This is a genomic window from Kribbella italica, from assembly GCF_014205135.1.
GTDB classification, from domain to species: domain Bacteria; phylum Actinomycetota; class Actinomycetes; order Propionibacteriales; family Kribbellaceae; genus Kribbella; species Kribbella italica.
In genome coordinates this window covers 6,841,859-6,856,975 of the sequence record NZ_JACHMY010000001.1, presented here as the reverse complement: position 1 = coordinate 6,856,975, position 15,117 = coordinate 6,841,859, and the positions used below count along the sequence as shown (strand labels likewise).

General features: G+C 65.5%; 18 protein-coding genes. 5 read left to right on the top strand and 13 right to left on the bottom strand.

Going from position 1 to position 15,117, the window contains the following annotated elements; genetic code table 11:
* Positions 1 to 2: 2 nt before the first annotated feature.
* The 8 genes from HDA39_RS32025 to HDA39_RS31990 form a co-directional block, all read right to left on the bottom strand.
* Positions 3 to 275: an excisionase family DNA-binding protein gene (locus tag HDA39_RS32025; protein ID WP_184801563.1), complete on the bottom strand. Its 273-nt coding sequence runs from the start codon at positions 273 to 275 to the stop codon at positions 3 to 5.
* Positions 272 to 1,594: a DUF3631 domain-containing protein gene (locus tag HDA39_RS32020; protein ID WP_184801561.1), complete on the bottom strand. Its 1,323-nt coding sequence runs from the start codon at positions 1,592 to 1,594 to the stop codon at positions 272 to 274. Before HDA39_RS32020 ends, HDA39_RS32025 begins: the two co-directional genes overlap by 4 nt.
* Complete coding sequence (locus HDA39_RS32015; RefSeq protein ID WP_184801559.1) at positions 1,591 to 2,469, bottom strand: bifunctional DNA primase/polymerase; 879 nt, start codon at positions 2,467 to 2,469, stop codon at positions 1,591 to 1,593. The genes HDA39_RS32020 and HDA39_RS32015 overlap by 4 nt, the downstream gene beginning before the upstream one ends.
* Positions 2,469 to 2,750 carry a hypothetical protein gene (locus HDA39_RS32010; RefSeq protein ID WP_238356192.1) on the bottom strand — a complete coding sequence of 94 codons (282 nt, stop codon included), beginning with the start codon at positions 2,748 to 2,750 and terminating at the stop codon, positions 2,469 to 2,471. The genes HDA39_RS32015 and HDA39_RS32010 overlap by 1 nt, the downstream gene beginning before the upstream one ends.
* A 250-nt stretch (positions 2,751 to 3,000) precedes the next feature.
* Complete coding sequence (locus HDA39_RS32005; RefSeq protein ID WP_184801555.1) at positions 3,001 to 5,205, bottom strand: cell division protein FtsK; 2,205 nt, start codon at positions 5,203 to 5,205, stop codon at positions 3,001 to 3,003.
* 2 nt (positions 5,206 to 5,207) lie between these two features.
* Positions 5,208 to 6,026: an ABC transporter permease gene (locus HDA39_RS32000; protein WP_184801553.1), complete on the bottom strand. Its 819-nt coding sequence runs from the start codon at positions 6,024 to 6,026 to the stop codon at positions 5,208 to 5,210.
* Positions 6,023 to 6,385, bottom strand: coding sequence for a hypothetical protein (locus tag HDA39_RS31995; protein WP_184801551.1), 363 nt, complete (start codon positions 6,383 to 6,385; stop codon positions 6,023 to 6,025). The genes HDA39_RS32000 and HDA39_RS31995 overlap by 4 nt, the downstream gene beginning before the upstream one ends.
* On the bottom strand, positions 6,382 to 6,630 hold the full coding sequence (locus tag HDA39_RS31990) for a DUF6284 family protein (protein ID WP_184801549.1): 249 nt from the start codon (positions 6,628 to 6,630) through the stop codon (positions 6,382 to 6,384). Before HDA39_RS31990 ends, HDA39_RS31995 begins: the two co-directional genes overlap by 4 nt.
* A 188-nt stretch (positions 6,631 to 6,818) precedes the next feature.
* Between HDA39_RS31990 and HDA39_RS31985 the strand changes: the two genes are divergently transcribed.
* Positions 6,819 to 7,550: a GntR family transcriptional regulator gene (locus HDA39_RS31985; protein ID WP_184801547.1), complete on the top strand. Its 732-nt coding sequence runs from the start codon at positions 6,819 to 6,821 to the stop codon at positions 7,548 to 7,550.
* Positions 7,550 to 8,086, top strand: a complete 537-nt coding sequence (locus tag HDA39_RS31980) for a GNAT family N-acetyltransferase (RefSeq protein ID WP_184801545.1) — start codon at positions 7,550 to 7,552, stop codon at positions 8,084 to 8,086. Before HDA39_RS31985 ends, HDA39_RS31980 begins: the two co-directional genes overlap by 1 nt.
* On the opposite strand, the gene HDA39_RS31975 is transcribed toward HDA39_RS31980, so the two are convergent.
* From HDA39_RS31975 to HDA39_RS31960, 4 genes are all read right to left on the bottom strand, one after another.
* On the bottom strand, positions 8,058 to 8,618 hold the full coding sequence (locus HDA39_RS31975; protein ID WP_184801543.1) for a hypothetical protein: 561 nt from the start codon (positions 8,616 to 8,618) through the stop codon (positions 8,058 to 8,060). The two genes, HDA39_RS31980 and HDA39_RS31975, sit on opposite strands and share 29 nt — an antisense overlap.
* Positions 8,615 to 8,839 (bottom strand): hypothetical protein, encoded by a 225-nt coding sequence (locus HDA39_RS31970; protein ID WP_184801541.1) that lies wholly within the window; start codon positions 8,837 to 8,839, stop codon positions 8,615 to 8,617. Before HDA39_RS31970 ends, HDA39_RS31975 begins: the two co-directional genes overlap by 4 nt.
* Positions 8,840 to 8,873: 34 nt before the next feature.
* Complete coding sequence (locus HDA39_RS31965) at positions 8,874 to 9,635, bottom strand: TIGR04255 family protein (RefSeq protein ID WP_184801539.1); 762 nt, start codon at positions 9,633 to 9,635, stop codon at positions 8,874 to 8,876.
* A gap of 314 nt (positions 9,636 to 9,949) precedes the next feature.
* The gene (locus HDA39_RS31960) at positions 9,950 to 11,146 is read right to left on the bottom strand and encodes a helix-turn-helix domain-containing protein (protein WP_202894297.1); all 1,197 of its coding nucleotides are present in this window, start codon (positions 11,144 to 11,146) and stop codon (positions 9,950 to 9,952) included.
* Positions 11,147 to 11,209: 63 nt separating this feature from the next.
* On the opposite strand from HDA39_RS31960, the gene HDA39_RS31955 reads away from it, so the two are divergent.
* Entirely contained in the window at positions 11,210 to 11,371 is a 162-nt protein-coding gene (locus HDA39_RS31955) for a hypothetical protein (RefSeq protein ID WP_184801535.1), read from the top strand.
* A gap of 609 nt (positions 11,372 to 11,980) precedes the next feature.
* Here HDA39_RS31955 and HDA39_RS31950 read toward each other — a convergent pair.
* The gene (locus HDA39_RS31950; protein ID WP_184801533.1) at positions 11,981 to 12,370 is read right to left on the bottom strand and encodes a hypothetical protein; all 390 of its coding nucleotides are present in this window, start codon (positions 12,368 to 12,370) and stop codon (positions 11,981 to 11,983) included.
* Positions 12,371 to 12,601: 231 nt separating this feature from the next.
* On the opposite strand from HDA39_RS31950, the gene HDA39_RS31945 reads away from it, so the two are divergent.
* Both HDA39_RS31945 and HDA39_RS31940 read left to right on the top strand, forming a co-directional pair.
* Positions 12,602 to 13,279: a VOC family protein gene (locus HDA39_RS31945; protein ID WP_202893180.1), complete on the top strand. Its 678-nt coding sequence runs from the start codon at positions 12,602 to 12,604 to the stop codon at positions 13,277 to 13,279.
* A 134-nt stretch (positions 13,280 to 13,413) separates the two neighbouring features.
* Positions 13,414 to 15,102 carry an AfsR/SARP family transcriptional regulator gene (locus HDA39_RS31940; protein WP_184801531.1) on the top strand — a complete coding sequence of 563 codons (1,689 nt, stop codon included), beginning with the start codon at positions 13,414 to 13,416 and terminating at the stop codon, positions 15,100 to 15,102.
* The last annotated feature ends 15 nt before the right edge of the window (positions 15,103 to 15,117 follow it).

The following is a 15,117-nucleotide window of genomic DNA, read 5'->3' as shown; positions in this document are numbered from 1 at the left end:
TCCTAGGCGGCTGTCTGGTGCTGGTGAGCGGCCGAGCGAAGTCGGTTCACGTACTCCGTCAGGCATTCGACTGGGACCCTCCGCAGTCGGCCAACGGCGACAGACTCCAGCTCGCCCGATCCAATGAGTGCGAACGTGAACGTGCGTCCAAGCCCGAGACGTGCTGCCGCCTCCTCAACCGTGAGCAGCAGCGGAGCCAGTTCATTAGTTGCCTGCTGCAACTGGGCATCTCCCTCATGAGCGTTAGTCACGAACAGCTCCCTGTGGTCATTCATGCGGTCGCTCGGGTGTGATTGGTGTCAGTGGCGCCGTCGTCGGAGAGGGGTGGAACGGGTCGGGGTCCCCAAGGCGTACCAGCCGTACCAGGCTCGTTTTCGCAGGTCAGGGTCAAGGAGGCTTGGGTGCTTGGTACGGCTTGAGCCGTACCAGTGGGGGAAGCCTCTTCGGGGCTGACCTGCGATGTTGAGGCTGGTACGGCTGGTACGGCTTCCCCGGACGCTGGTTTTGGGTCGGGGCAGTAGCGGTTCCATGCGTCGGTGAAATCGCTGCGGACGTAGCCTTTGGCTTGGCCGGTGGTGAAGCGGATGGTGTCGCTGCGGATCTCGAAATCGCGCAGCAGGTTGCCCATCTTCATGGCCGTGAGTCCGTTGGCGCCCAGCGTCGCCCAGGGCGCTTCAGGGTCGGCGCAGAGCCGTTCGAGCAGGACAGCGGTCTGAAGCGCGTCGGCGTCCTGGAACGCGGTACGGCAGTCGGCCAGCAGCCGGGTCGGGATTGATCCTTCATCGCTCGCGTCGTGGTCGCTGGTCAGAGACAGGGCAGCTTTGCGGGCGGCGCGCGGCCACTGCCCACCTGCCAGATCGGCCAGAGCAATCAGCGGTTCCCAGGTGTCGGCAGCACGGTCTTCCAGCGGCATATCCGGGGTGGCGTCGGTGAGTGTGTCGATGTGCGGGGTGATCCACTGGTTGAGTCGCTGGCGCAGCAGGTCGAGGTCCGGGCCGTCACGGCGGATCCGGTACGGCGCGACGGTTTCACCGCGCGCACGGCGACGCATCCGGATCACGGCCGCGCGGTCTTCGATCGTGTCCGGCATCGCGCCGATGCCCGCGAGGGCGGCCATAGCGAACGTCTCGATCTCCTCGTTTTGCCGGGTGCTGGCATCCCACCGCAGCGTTGGACGGTTGCGCTGGTGACCGGCGTTGAGCAGACCGCGCAGCGCTTCGTTGTCGCCTGCCTTCGGGCCAAAGATCGTGTCTGCTTCGTCGATCAGCAGCGTCGGCGGGTGACCCGGATTCGCGCCGATGGCGCGGTAGACCGCTGACGGGCTGGCGTTGACGGTCATCAGCGGCCGGTGGCACATGGCTTCGACCATGTCGAGTAGCCGTGACTTCCCGCAGCGTCGTTCGGGTGCGCGGATGACGAGCCGGGCGGCGCAGTTCCAGGCTTCCATGGCGTGCGTGGCGGCGATCCACAGAACCACTGCGATCAAGGCGGACGTGCTGGGCAAGATGACGTAGCGGCCGATGGTCGCGGCCACGTCGTCCAGCAGCTCGGCGCCGTCGATGGCGTCGGCCTGGTCGTGGTTGTCGGTGGTCATGCGGCGATCCCTTCGTCGCGGAAACCGCCGTCGATGGCGGCTTTGATGTCTCGGTCGGTCTGGGCGGCTTGGTGTCCGACGAAGGTCAGCGCGGTGACCGCGTCGGCGGGGTCGATCGCACCGGCTGCGACCATCCGCGCGACCCCTCGCGCGGCGCCGTACAGGGTCGCCCGGCGCTTCCCCTTCGGGGCACGGCGTACGGCGTCCAGGTGAGCGTCGAGGAGCTTGTCCGGGTGGGAGATGCCCCCGCCCGGTCGCGCCGTGGTCGAGCCCGGTTGGAGGGTCGCCAATTCGGCCGGCGCAGGGGGCAGGCAGGCCGTGACCAAGGCGGGGGGCATCTCCATCACCTCGGCCGCGCCGATGGTCGCCCACCGGTAGGGCAGGCCGGTGCGGTGGTGGATCGACGGCGGGAGGACGACGTACCCGCCGTCTGCCTTGATGTCGATTCCCTGGTGGCCGGGCATCGGCCGCGACGGCAGGTGCTGGCCGGGGTGGCGGTAGTACAAGTGCAGGCCACCCGAGCCGGTGATCACCCGCCGAGTGCGCGGCAGCAACCCGCCGATCAGCAACCGGTTGAGGCTTTCCGTTCCGCCGTGCGCAGGATCGACGTCGACCACCAGGAGGCCGGACACGGCGCCGGTGCGGACGGCGAGCTGGCCGTAGGGAACGGCAGCAACAAGCGCCGTGATGCGATCCGGTTCGGTGGTGGCGGCGTAGAACCCGTGGCAGGTCAGGTGACCGCAGGACGCGGGGTCATGGTCGGTGGCGATCCGGCAGGGCTCGCAGTTGGCGACCGGCCGCTTGGAGCGGCCGAGCATGAACACTGGCCAGCCGTGTGCTGCGGCGGCGAGTGCTGCGGTCAGGGTCTCGGTCATCACTTGTCTCCCTTGCTGGTCGAGTTGCTGCCCGCGCTGCGGGTGCGGCGGTAGTAGCCGATGACCTTGCGGCCGAACCGGACCCGCAGACCCGAGCCGTCGCACTTCCCGCAGTGCCGGAGCGCGTTGCCGAATGGGGACTTGAACTTGCCTGCGCCCTTGCAGCGTCGGCACTTCCCGAACGGCCAGACCGCGCAGGTGAGGAGGTAGAAGACGGCACAGGCGGTGACGGCCAGGGCGACGGTGGCGACCTGTCCGGCCGTGTGGACGGTGGCGGCCATCTCGCTACCGTGGGTAGCGGCGACCAGGTAGGGGGTAGCGGCACTGCTGGGCATGGAATGCCTCCAGAGGGCTGTTTTGGGCGTGAGGAGCCGTGGCCGCTACCCGCTACGCGTGGATGAACGGCCTGGTCAGGTCTGGGTTGCGGGGTAGCGGGACGGGTAGCGTTGCCGCTACCGGTAGCGGCCAGGCCGCTACTCCGGCTGTCCCGCTGCCCCTGATGAGTTGGTGACTCTCTGTTGCCCGCGCGGTTTAGGTGTTGCGGCGGGCGATGGCGGCGCGGATGTCGTCGGCCTTGGCGCCCTTGCGGGTCGCGCCGTCGCGCTTCACGTTGACGCTGGACACGTTCAGCCCGCGCGCCTGAGCCGAGATCGCGTCCGGCGTGGTGCCGTCGTACTGCTCCGGCATCTGGTCGGCCAACCGACCGGCGATCGTGTCCCAGTGGGCAGCAGTGTCGGCGCCCATGACGGTGAGGATGTCGGCCAGGACGTCACGGCTACCGCGCTGCATCTCCTCGCCTGCCGCCATGCCGGACAGCAGTCCGAGCCGTTCCCGCAGCACGCGAGCGGCGGTCAGGATCTTGTCCGCGTCGGTCGCGTCGGCCAGCTCGGTCCGCACGGTCGGCGTCGCGTCGGAGGCGCCGTACAGGTAGCCGACGCCCCGGTACTCGTCACCGACCGGCAGGGTCGCTGCGTCGAAGCCTTCCTGGTAGGCGTCACCGCCCAAGATCGCCTCGGACACGACCCGGTTGCCACACTTCAGCGCGAACCGCAGCGTGTGGTTATCCCTGTACCGGTTGAACAACCGCGCCACGTCGCCCGCACCAACACCGGACGGCTTCTGCGAGCTGGACTCGATGATCACACCCGCCGACGGGCCGACGGCTTGGATACGGGACAGCTTGGCGGCGATCTCCTTGTTGACCGCCTGGTCCTCAGTCTCGAAGTACACCTGAAACTCCTCCATCACCAGCACCAGGACGTGCAGGTCCGGGTAGCGGGGATCGTTGTGCAGTTCCTCAGTGAGCTTGCCTTCCGGGCACAGCTCCACCGGCAGCGTCGTCAGAATGCTGTTCACCCGGTCGATGTGGGCAAGGATCTCGTCGAGGATCGCCCGGAACGTCTCGATCGGGTCATCAGTGTTCGGGTTGGGATGGGTGCCGAAAACGATGCGGTGGGCAACCTTCTTGAACGCCAGCCAGTCCGGCGAGTTCTTCCCGTCGACCACGATCAACCGGACGTTCGGATCCAACGCGGCGTAGAGCGCCAGGAGGCGCGCGAAGTACGTCTTGCCCTTGCGGGGCTGGGCGCCGACCAGCAGCGAGTTCCACATCAGCGACAGCTTGACCGGCGAGTCCCGCTCATCGCGGCCGATCACGAACGCCTTCCAAATCGACCGGCGCTTGCAGTCCAGCAACGATGTCCGGCCGACCGGGACGGCGAGTGGGTCACGGTCGGCCACGAACAACGTGTGGCGGCGCGAGCTGGTCTTGTCCGGCGTCAGGAACACCTGATTCACGTGCACGTCCAGCCCGGAAGCGATCTTCTCCCTGCTACCGGACACGTCCGACCAGCCCTTGCCATACGGGAGATCCACCAGCACCTGAGAGCCGGTGTTGCGGGCATCACGCGACATCTGCGACCCGAACCGCACCTCCTGGTCGGCACGGTCCGGCTTGCCGAGTCCGGCCGCGTAGTAGGCGCGCAGCACGATGTCAGAGTTCAGCTTCCGGAACCGTGCAGCGACCACCGCCGTACCGACCAGGGTCTGACCAGCCGGACGCCCGTAATGCGCCGCCGCAGCGACCAGACCAGCACCAGCAAGCGCCACAGCAGCCGTAGGAGCAGCGTTCAGGGCAATTGGCGCACTGATGGCAAGGCCAAGGTTCTGGGCCGCGAGAACGCCGCCACGCCACAGCCGGGTCCGCTTCAGCTCGCGGTGGATCTTCTCCCACTCCTTCAGCTCGTTGCCGTCAGCAGCCTTCTGCTCAAGGGCAAACGAGTTCGGCACCCACCACCACCGCAGTTGGTTGCTGACCACACGAGCGAAGCCACGACCGGCGAACCAGGCCAGCTTGGCGCCGTACCACGGCGACCGGACCGCGTGGAACGCGGCCACGTGACCCGACCGGACCACCGCACGCCGGACCGTGGCGCGAAGGTTCTGCGGGAGCAGGTGAACCGGGATGATCGGCAGCCGCTCCCCCGGCGTCACCGGCACCGCCAAACCCGGCGTATCCACCGGCACCAACACCTTGCCCGCACCGGTCTCCGCGTCGTCGTCCAACGCGACCTCATAGGCGGTATCCATCCGCTCGACCTCACCAACCGACAGCGGCACCGCTACGCCGGCACTTTCGGTCGACTCAGCCGAGGCGGCCGGGGCGGTGTCGTCACGGCGGGCGCGGCGGGCGTCCAGGTCGATCGGCTCGGGGATCTCATTGGCATTCTCGGGCATGGTCACTTCTCCCCGTTTTCGGTGGGCTGAAGGTGGATCAGGTGGGCGAGGGCGGCGCCCATGCCGAGTACGGCGACCGGAAGGCAGGCAACGACGGTGGTGATCCACCAGGGCGCCTGGGTGACCCCAGCGGCGTCTAGGAGGTGGTAGGCGACTTGGCCGAGCGCGCCGAGCACGAGCGCGGACAGTGCAGACCACTTCGCAAACCGACGGGCCGGTACAGGGACCTGACCGGACAGCCACACCCGCAGCGCGAACGCGGCGTACGTCTCGACACCGATCGGTAGCGTGATGGCCGAGTTGATGGTGAAGCTGTCCGCGATCCCCGGCAGCGGGTGGACCACACCGAACCCGGTCAGCTCACCGAGCCCGACCCAGCCGGACCAGACCGCGACGAACGCGGGCAGCGCCAGCAACAGCACCGGCCACGAACGGATCGGGTTGGCATCCCGAGCGGCAGCCGCGGGAACCTCCTCGGGTTGGGTGGTTTCGGCAACCGTGCCCAGGTCTGTAGGAGGCGTGACCTGCGGAGATGCCCCCTCCCTCGGCGCGGAGGGCATCTCATCGTCACTCGCGGTCGGTTCCAGGTCCGTCCGGTTCTCAACCGCCTTCAGATGCGGCGCAGCCGGTTCCGGCGTTGGGTCCGGGGTCGGCTCGGTGAGCGCGTCGCGGATCGCACGGGCCTTGTCCGCACCGATCCGGAATTCCTTCATGATCCGGTTCCGAGAAGGGACCGTGCCCAGGTCCGCAGCCAGCTTGCGGGCGGTCGGGATCAGGTCCTCAACAGGAACCGGGTAGCTGCTACGAAGCGGCATGCTCATGACCGAGCCTCCTTGACGCCGGTGTTGCCCTGGCCCGCGATCACGGCTTGCGCGTTCGTCAGGCATTCCCCAACTCGGCGGGCGTGCTGCCCCGCCAACAGCAGCGAGTCGACCGCGAGCGCGACGCTCTTGGCAGGGTCGCCCTTGTCGTCGTACACGTCGTGCGTGGTCAGTGACCGGACCAGTCCGGCGCCGAGCTGGCGCGTCAACTGGTCCAAGGCGAATCCGACCTGTTGCAGGTTGCCGAGTACGTCGTACGCCTCCGGGGCGGCCACCGATCGGGCGAGCGTTTCGTGGTTCAAAGTCCGAATCGCCTCGTAGGCAGCGTCAGCGGCGCGGGCCATGGCAGCGGCGCTCATGCGGCACCGTCCACAATGACCTCGTCGGTGGCCAGTTCGCGGCTCACGGCCAAAACGCGGCGTTCGGCGCGGCGTACCCGGCGCCGGTCCAGAACCGATGCGGCAGGGCCAGCGGTGATATAGGCGATCTCGGCATCCAGCAAATCCAGCTCGGCCGCGATCAGCGGCCACTCCTGCTCGATCTCGGCCAGGTCTGCTGCACTTGGGTCTTCGCTGCGGGAGGCCGGAAGGGAGATGATGCTCATGGGTTGCGTGCTCCTCTGCAGAAACGGATGAGAGCGACCCCAGACGCCTCGGCGGGTGCCACCGCCGGGGCGTCGTCTTTCGGGTCCTATCGGTCTTGGTCTACTTGTACAGCTTGTGGGAACAAGTTGCCTGAGTGACATGTTGGAACAAGCTGGCTAAGCTTGTCAAGTAGACGAGAGGAATTGAGATGCCAGAGACGTTGCAAGAGCGGGTTGCGCGGCTGATCCGCGACTCGCTCGGGGAGCCAGGCTCCCCCCTGCCCAGTGAGGCCGAGCTGGTGGAGCGCTACGGCGCGAGCCGGAACACGGTGCGTGCTGCACTGGCCCTTCTAGAGGCCGAAGGACTGATTACCAGCAGCCAGGGCAGGACCCGGCAAGTCCGCAAGATTCACCGCTGGGAATGGAAAATGGCCGAGTGGGAGAAGGCCCACAACAACGATGGCGACGCCTGGTCGAACACGATCAGGGCTCAAGGTGGGATCCCCAGGAACGACATGCAAATCCTCAGCATCGAGGCGCCGGCCGATGTCGCCGAAGCGCTCAAGATCCCTGTAGGTACAGCGATCCAGGCACGAAATCGCCTCCGCTGGGTCAACGACGAACCTCACCAGCTCAGCGACTCCTACTTCCCGCCGTTCGTAACGGACGGGAGTGATCTGTTCTGGAATCCCAAAGACCTCGCAGTCAAAGGCGGTCTACTCGCCGCAAGTGGCCACAAGCAGACCCGCTGGCACGACCTCCTCACGGCCCGCATGCCCAGCGCAGACGAGTCGCAGCGCCTCATGATGGCGCCGGGCACCCCGCTACTCGTCCATAGCCGCGTCGGCTACGACGCCGAGGGCCGACCGGTTCGCTACATGGTCTCCCGCATGGCCGCCGACCGCGTAGAAGTCTCCTACGACCTCAACTCGGACGACTGATGCTCATCACCCTTGACGAATCGCACCGGCAGCTCGTCCACCAGGTCCGCGACGACGCAGGCGAATGGCTCGCAACGAAGGGCACCGACCAATACCGGGGCGGCCTCGACATGGCCCAGGTCCACGCCAACATCGACCACGACTTCGACCGCTTCCCCTTCGTCGGCTGGAAGATCGACGGCCAACTGGTCGCCATGATGGCGATTATCGACCCAGAAGTCGACTTCTGGAGCCCTGAAGAGTTAGCCGAGCCACAGACCTACATAAGCCGATTCTTCGTCACAGAACACGGCAACGGCTATGGCTCAGCCCTGCTTGAAGCGGTAACCGGACAGGCGCGCCAAGATGGCAAGCACTGGATCCGGTTGAACTGCTGGAGCACCAATACCATGTTGCACAGCTACTACATCTCACACGGATTCCAGCACGTTCGCACATGCAACATCCCGGGCCGCATGAGTGGCGCGTTGTTCCAGAAAGATCTAAAGCAACTCGACGGGCCCACCGTCACGCATCGGATTGCTTCTCATCAATAGCCAAGCGCGTCCAGTAGCCGATCCACTTGCGGTGGAAATGATCAAGGCATACCTGTTTGATACGCCCGAAACGAGTATCGTTTTGACCCGGCACTATTCGCCAACCCGGCTTTCCCGAAGGCTCAACAACTTGAATGACCTCTAGGGCAAAATAGTCTGCTGGCACCGAGAATGGGTCTGACATCGCGACAAATGCTTCCCCGAATCTTGGAACTTCTCCAAGATAAAGGCCCTCGACAGGCTCGATCTCTTTCTGCTTGTCTTTCAACAGTCGTTGCCGGTCCCCAGTGGTGGAGTGGAGACTCTGCAGCGGTAGAAAGTGAGCGCGTTCGAGCTTCGCCACCCCAGACCGCGTGCATTTGTCCAGCGAGCATCCGTGAGTGATCAGCATGGCCGGACCCCTGCTGATCACCATCGAGGTCGCCCCCGTCACGTCCCGGATAACGGGCACTGGAACGCTCGTAAAAAGATCCCCTGGACTAAGCCATCGGTCACAATCGACGACGGACCAGTCCTCGTCGGCTTCAGTCACCACTCATCATTGTCGACGAGTTCGACGAATTTCTTCACCTTCAAGGAGTCCGCGCCGGCCCCGTCGAGAGTCACCGTCCTGAACATAGTTGAAGGCAGCGAGCGCATCGCCATCGACACCTCCTGCTGGTCTCGCCAGAACTGCGACGTGAACGCAAGCCGCTGCTGAGCATCCTGCACCGGCGCCGACGTTAGCGCACTGCGCGTGCTCGCGCGGTTCACCGTACTCTCTTGATTCGTATTTGCGGTCGGCAATTTATCTGATCAGCCCCCTTGTTGCATCTGTGATACATGCCTCAAATACGTAGTCTTTCGCTTCCCTCAAGGTCGACAACTCTGACCATAACCTGTCGGTCAGGTCAGCGCCCTGAAGATCCAGATTGCAGCGCTTATAGGTATCCAGATCCAAGACTATGCGCGTACTTCCAGGAGGAGCGAGCGCAATGGTGGACGATATCTTTACCCCCATTTGGTGTTCATAGTCGAGCGGCACTTCAACCTGCATGAAGAACCCCTCAAGCGCCTGCGGTAAGTACGGCGATATATCTACTGACGTTCTGAGATAATCTTTTATCTCGACCACAGTTGACGGAATATCTATAACATTGACGAAGCGGGTACCAATCCTCCGAAGGTGGGTTGGCTTCGCGAGGTCTCGATAGACCTCCCAGGCCGCCACAGCTTCGCTGGCAAGCTCTTCCCAAGTCTCGTAATTTGCGCCCCATGAGTAGGCACACCGATCAAGGGCGGCATGCAGCGTTCTCGCTTGATCCGCGCGGGAAAAGATGTGCGCGACGTGCTGTGGTGATGCCACCTCCGCACCGGCAGGCGAGAGCGCGACCTCACTAGCTAGTAGGTAGTCGTGAGTCGCATCGCTCCATCCCTCTAGCCGGTCTGCCAAGGGGAGGAGTTCATCGAGATCCGACAGAGGTGACTCGACCTGAAATTCGAGGATCGCCTCCACGATCGGAGCCTTGGCGTAGTGGGTCCCGCTGGAGAACGGCCGATGCTCAGCCATCAGGGACCTTGGGACCCATGTGGAACTCGACAACGCATCACCATCCCTTCAGTCCTCATACTCATGGTTGATCACCTCTGAGTGTCATCGACACGCGGCCAACCCGCTATAGCTCGTCCGCGCCCAGAAGTCCAGTCTATGCGGCGGCGATGGCTGACGCCGTGTATTTCGTGTCTCAGGTGGAGTGGCGGCCAGAGCGTAACTGGTCCGCCGAGCGTCGCTCACTCCGATCGACTCGGCTCTCCTCGTTGCCCCTGAAGACGCTCACCGACGGCAACCTCCAGCGCTACAACGCCCACCAAAACTCGGGTGTCTCAGAGCCCGCGCAAGGCTTCTTCGAACTCAGTAACGAGGCCCTCGCTGGGGAAGCGTTGGCGGAGTTCCTGGTCAAGTTCTCCGGCGATCATCTGTAAGTGGACCTTGCTTTGGCGGCCGTCCTTGAGGCCGGTGAGGCCTAGGCCTACGGCCTGCTCAAGGTCGCCTTCGCGGCCTGCAACCATGCCGAGGGTGATGCGGCACTCAGAGACTCGCATTGGGCTTAGTTCGTGGCCGTCTGGAGTGATGTTGTCGCTGATGACGGCGCTGGCGTACTTGGTGGCCAGGTCGTCGTCTCGGGCGATTCGGTGAACGTCCATCGCGTAGTAGTCCCACTTGGCGGGATCGATTTTGAAATGGTTGTCCGGCCGGTCCGGGTAGGGCAAGCGGTCGAGGACGTCTCGACCCCGCTCAAGCACAGTGTGCAGCCCAGACTCACCGAGCCGCGCTTTGGCCTTGGCCTCCTGAGCGATGAGTTGGACATGCACGCTGCTGGTCTTCGCGATGGCTTGCCCACGCTGGGATGCGTCGACAGCCTGGCGGAAGCGGCCTTGTGTCAGAGCGAACCAGGCAGTCATCTCGTGGCCCCAACCGGTGATCTCTGGGTGGCCGGCCTCTAGACCTAGCTGCATCGCTGCGGTCCTGGTGGACTCTGCTGCTGTTCGCATTCCTAGGTCGTACTCGACACACCCAGCCAGTAAGGCAAGCCATCCACCGGCCACTAGGAGGTCTGCGTGGGCTTTCAGGCCGACCGGACGACGCAGGAGGCCTGTGACGTGCTGTAGCCAGCTATGCGCTTCCTGCCGCAGCTCAAGGGCGTCGCGGTGGTTGTACTGGCAGCACAGCTCTTCGACGGTTGAGTGCAGGCTCTCAAGGGTGCCTGCCGTGGTGTCGCTGGCTTGCATCCGTTGGACGAGCTCGGCCGTTTGCCATGGAGTCTGGTCGAGCTTGGAGACCGTGTCATCTCTGGCCGCTGCCAGCAGCTCGCCCTTGGCGCGTAGTACTTCGTCACAAACGCGGGCCAGATCCTCGTTGGGGAGCTTGCGGCCGTTCTCAAGGTTCGACAGGTAGGAGCGGTGGTAGTGCGTGGCTTTGCTGAGGTCGGCCAAGGACCAACCTCGGTGTTGCCGGTACTCCCTCAGCCGGTCTCCGAAGGTCACCGGTCCAGTGTCTCCTATCGGTTTGTCTCCCTGCATCCTGAGAGCGAGGGATACGCGGGAACTGGTGATCTCACGCTTGGTGGTCGGCAAGCTGGATCCATGAACGGCACACGTACGGGGCGCGAAGTGAACGGAGTTGAATGGGCAGGGACCGACGTCTGCGACGGCCTCCACCCGAACACCGGCATGCCGTGCATCCTCGGAGAACACAAGGGCTACCACCGCACTGCCAACGGCGCGGAGTGGCTGGACGAGAACTGACCTACACAGACCGGCGGGGTGTGCGTGTGAAGCCCTGAGAACCGCGCGCACCCCGTCTACCAACGGTCTCAATTCTGGTCTCATTCACCGGCGTTCAGGCCCGTTCGTCACCGGTTCACGATCGTGCCCGCTGACCGTAGAAGTAGCGCCCGACCTTTCCCGGACGCCGATGGGCTGAGTTGGAAAGCGTGTTGGGGGCAACCCCTCACGAGTTCGAATCTCGTATCCTCCGCCACTCTCCGAGTGACCGATTGATCGGTGTTTCCGCTGGTCAGTGCACCATCCGGCCACTCGCAGAGAACGAACAAGCTGTGGGGCGGTTCCCGATCGGGGAACCGCCCCACAGTCATTCCGTCTCGGACGCAGGCGAGGTGCTGGTCGGATCGTGCCGCGGGCCTGCTCTTGGTGTTCGGTTGCTGCTGGGGATCGTGTCGAGGTAGTCGGCAATCGCGTCTCGGTGCGGGGCCGGCACTCGCTGCGTCCGGACAGTCGGGCTTGCTGGTGGTGCAGTGCAGTGCAGCGATCGTGCGGGGTTCAGGGGCGCGGCCCGATGACCGATGGTGAGCAGCCGGCACCGAACCTTCTCGGCAACGGCAGCGAGGGGCGAGTTCAGCTGTGGAAGGACTTGACCGGCGTGCAGTGCCTCCAGTCGGACCCTGCGTGGAAGCAGAGCTTGCCCTTCAGCGCGACGTCCTCCGCCCAGATCAACGCGCAGCTCGAGGCCCCGTCCTCGTTGGTCCAGTCGTTGCAGATGATGTGGTCCCCGCCGGGATTTCCCTCCCGCCAGACATCGAGAACAGCGACGTAGTCGTCATCGAACCTGTCGGTGACGTACACGCGGTTCGCGGCGTCGCTGAAACTCGCCTTGCCCCCGTCCCGCCCGTTGTAGTGCACCGGCCCCCACGACATGTCGTTCGCGGACGCCACCACCGGCGTGCCGACCACTACAGCGAGCGCGCCAACGATCGAGATCGCAACGCGGGCAATGGACTTCCTCATGGCTGTACTCCCCTACGCAAAGCCGTCAATTGGTGATCGCATGCTAGGCGCCAAAGGGTCAGCGAGATCGAGCCCGACTACACCCGCGTCAACGCCGAGCTGCGAGGCCGGCCCGGCGAGTACGCCTTGGAGGGCGGACGACCGGGGCGGCGTTCAGGAGACTTGGAGTCGCGTGGGCCTTTCGGTGGCTGGTGAGGGTGGGCGATAGCTGCGGTCTCCTTTCGTAAACCAGTGCCGCAGCTTGTGGAGCCCCCGCAGCGCGACGGCGGTGTTAGGTTCGCCGGCATGGTGACGGCTGGGGAGTTTCATGCGGCGGGTGGGGTTGGGGACTGGCGGTCGGTTTATCACTTGGTGTCGGCGCATTTCAGGACTGGGTCGCTGGCCGAAGGTGTGGCGCTCGTCGAGGGGATCGGTGGGGTGGTGGGGGCGGCGGAGGAAGTTTTGCGGGTTGATCTGCGGGTCGACGGGGTGACTGTTTCGTTGGGGCGGCGGGATGTGGAGGTGGCTCGGCGGATTTCGGGGGTGGCTGCTGGGTTGGGGATCGTGGCTGATCCGAGTGCGGTGCAGGTTGTCAACGTGACGCTGGATGCGCTCGTCGGGGAAGCGGTGTTGCCGTTCTGGCGGGTGGTGCTGGGGTACGGGCAGCTTGGGGAGGACTACCTGTTCGATCCGGTACGGCGGGGGCCGGGGTTCGGGCTGCAGCAGATGGACGTGGCTCGGGGTGGGCGGAGTCGGATGCATCTTGATGTGGCCGTGCCGCATGACCTGGCGGAGGCTCGGGTTGCGGCGGCGTTGGCCGCGGGTGGGCGGCTGGTGTCGGACGAGCACGCGCCGAAGTGGTGGGTGCTGGCCGATGCCGAGGGCAACGAAGTGTGTATCGCGACCTGGGTCGGGCGGTCAGCGGGGTGAGGATGAGCCGACAGGTGACGCGCACCGCTTGCCCGAAAGGGCACTGCAAGCACGAAGCTTCGAGGCTGATGCAAATGTTTGCTTGAGAGAATCGGGCGCTCCTACTCTGAGCGGGAACTCGGGGAGGGTGGGGCATGGAGGCGGAGATCGGCGTGCTCGGGCCGTTGCGGGTGGCAGTGGCGGGGCAGGAGATCGAGGTCGGGTCGGGGCGGCTCCGGGCGGCGTTGGCGATGCTGGCCAGTGAGGTCGGGCGGACGGTGTCGGTGGACCGGCTCGCGCAGGCGGTGTGGGGCGAGGAGCTTCCCGCCAACGTCCGGAACAGCACGCAGACACAGATCATGCGGTTGCGGCGGCTGTTGGGCGGCTCGCTGATCCGGACCGAGGGTGATGGCTACCGACTCGACGTCCCGCCGGAGCGCGTGGACGCCGTACGGTTCGGTCGGCTCCTGAGTGAGGCGCAGGCCTCAACGGCTCCGACAGAGCAGCGGCGGCTGCTGACCGAGGCTCTCGCGCTGTGGCGGGGTAGGCCCTTCGAGGGGGTCGCTTCGAAGTGGCTGAACGACGTCGAGTCGGAGCGGATGGTCGAGCTCTACCTGAGTGCCCGGGAGCGTCGGGTCGACCTGGAGCTGGCGGCAGGGCGACATGGCGCGGTCGTGGCCGAGCTGCGGGAGCTGACAGGCAGGTTCCCATTGCGGGAGGCCTTCTGGTCCCGGCTGCTCACGGCACTCAGGCAGTGCGGGCGTCCGGCCGAGGCGCTGGCTTGCTACGAGGCGGTGCGGGTCCTGCTGGCCGACGAGCTCGGTGCTGATCCCGGTCCGGAGCTGAGACGCCAGTACGCCGAGCTGCTGGACTGCGAGGAGCAGTCCGCCAAGCACGTCGTACCGCAGCAGCTTCCGGCCGCACGGGGAGCGTTCGTCGGCAGGGCTCAGCAGCTGAAGGCACTCGACGAGGCGGTGGAGTCGACGACGGTTGTGCTGCACGGGTTCGGCGGGATCGGCAAGACGGCGCTGGCCTTGCAGTGGGCGCAGCAGCACAAGGAGCTGTTCCCCGACGGCCAGCTGTTCATCGACCTGCAGGGCTATGGCCCCGGCGAGCTGGTCGACGCCAAGAACGCACTGCGGAGCTTCCTGATCGGACTAGGCGTACCTGAGCACCAGATCCCGTACGACGTAGAGGCGCGCAGCTCACTACTCCGTACGACGCTGGCCGGCCGCCGCTGCCTCCTGGTGCTCGACAACGCGCTCGACGCCGACCACGTCCGCCCGCTGATCCCAGGGCCCGGGTCGCTCGCGCTGGTGACCAGCCGCAACGAGCTGCACGGGCTCGCCGTACGGGAAGGCGCACCGCGGATCGCGCTCGACGAGCTGACCGCCGAGGAGTCCATCGAACTCCTGCGCGCGAAGACCGGCGAGCAGGACAACGCCGTACTCCAAGAGCTCGCGGAGCTCTGCGGCTACATCCCCTTGGCGCTGTCGATCGCGGCGGTCCGCTCCGACGGCGACGTCGAGGCGATGACCAGCGAACTGCGCGAGCGACGCCTGACGGCGCTCGCGATCGGCGACGAGAGCGGTGACCTGCGGGCCGTGTTCGCCCGGTCGTACCAGGCGCTCGACCCGTACGCCGCCCGCGCGTTCCGCCTGCTCGGGCTGCATCTCGGCTCGGAGTTCAGCACGTCGACGGCGGCCTGGCTGCTCGGCACCACGCCGTACGACGCCCGCGCGGTCCTCGACAATCTGGCCGACCAGCATCTGCTCTGCCGCACCCGCGGCAAGCGTTTCGAGTTCCATCAACTGGTTCGCGCGTACGCCGTCGAACTGACCTAGTGGCAGGTCCCTGAC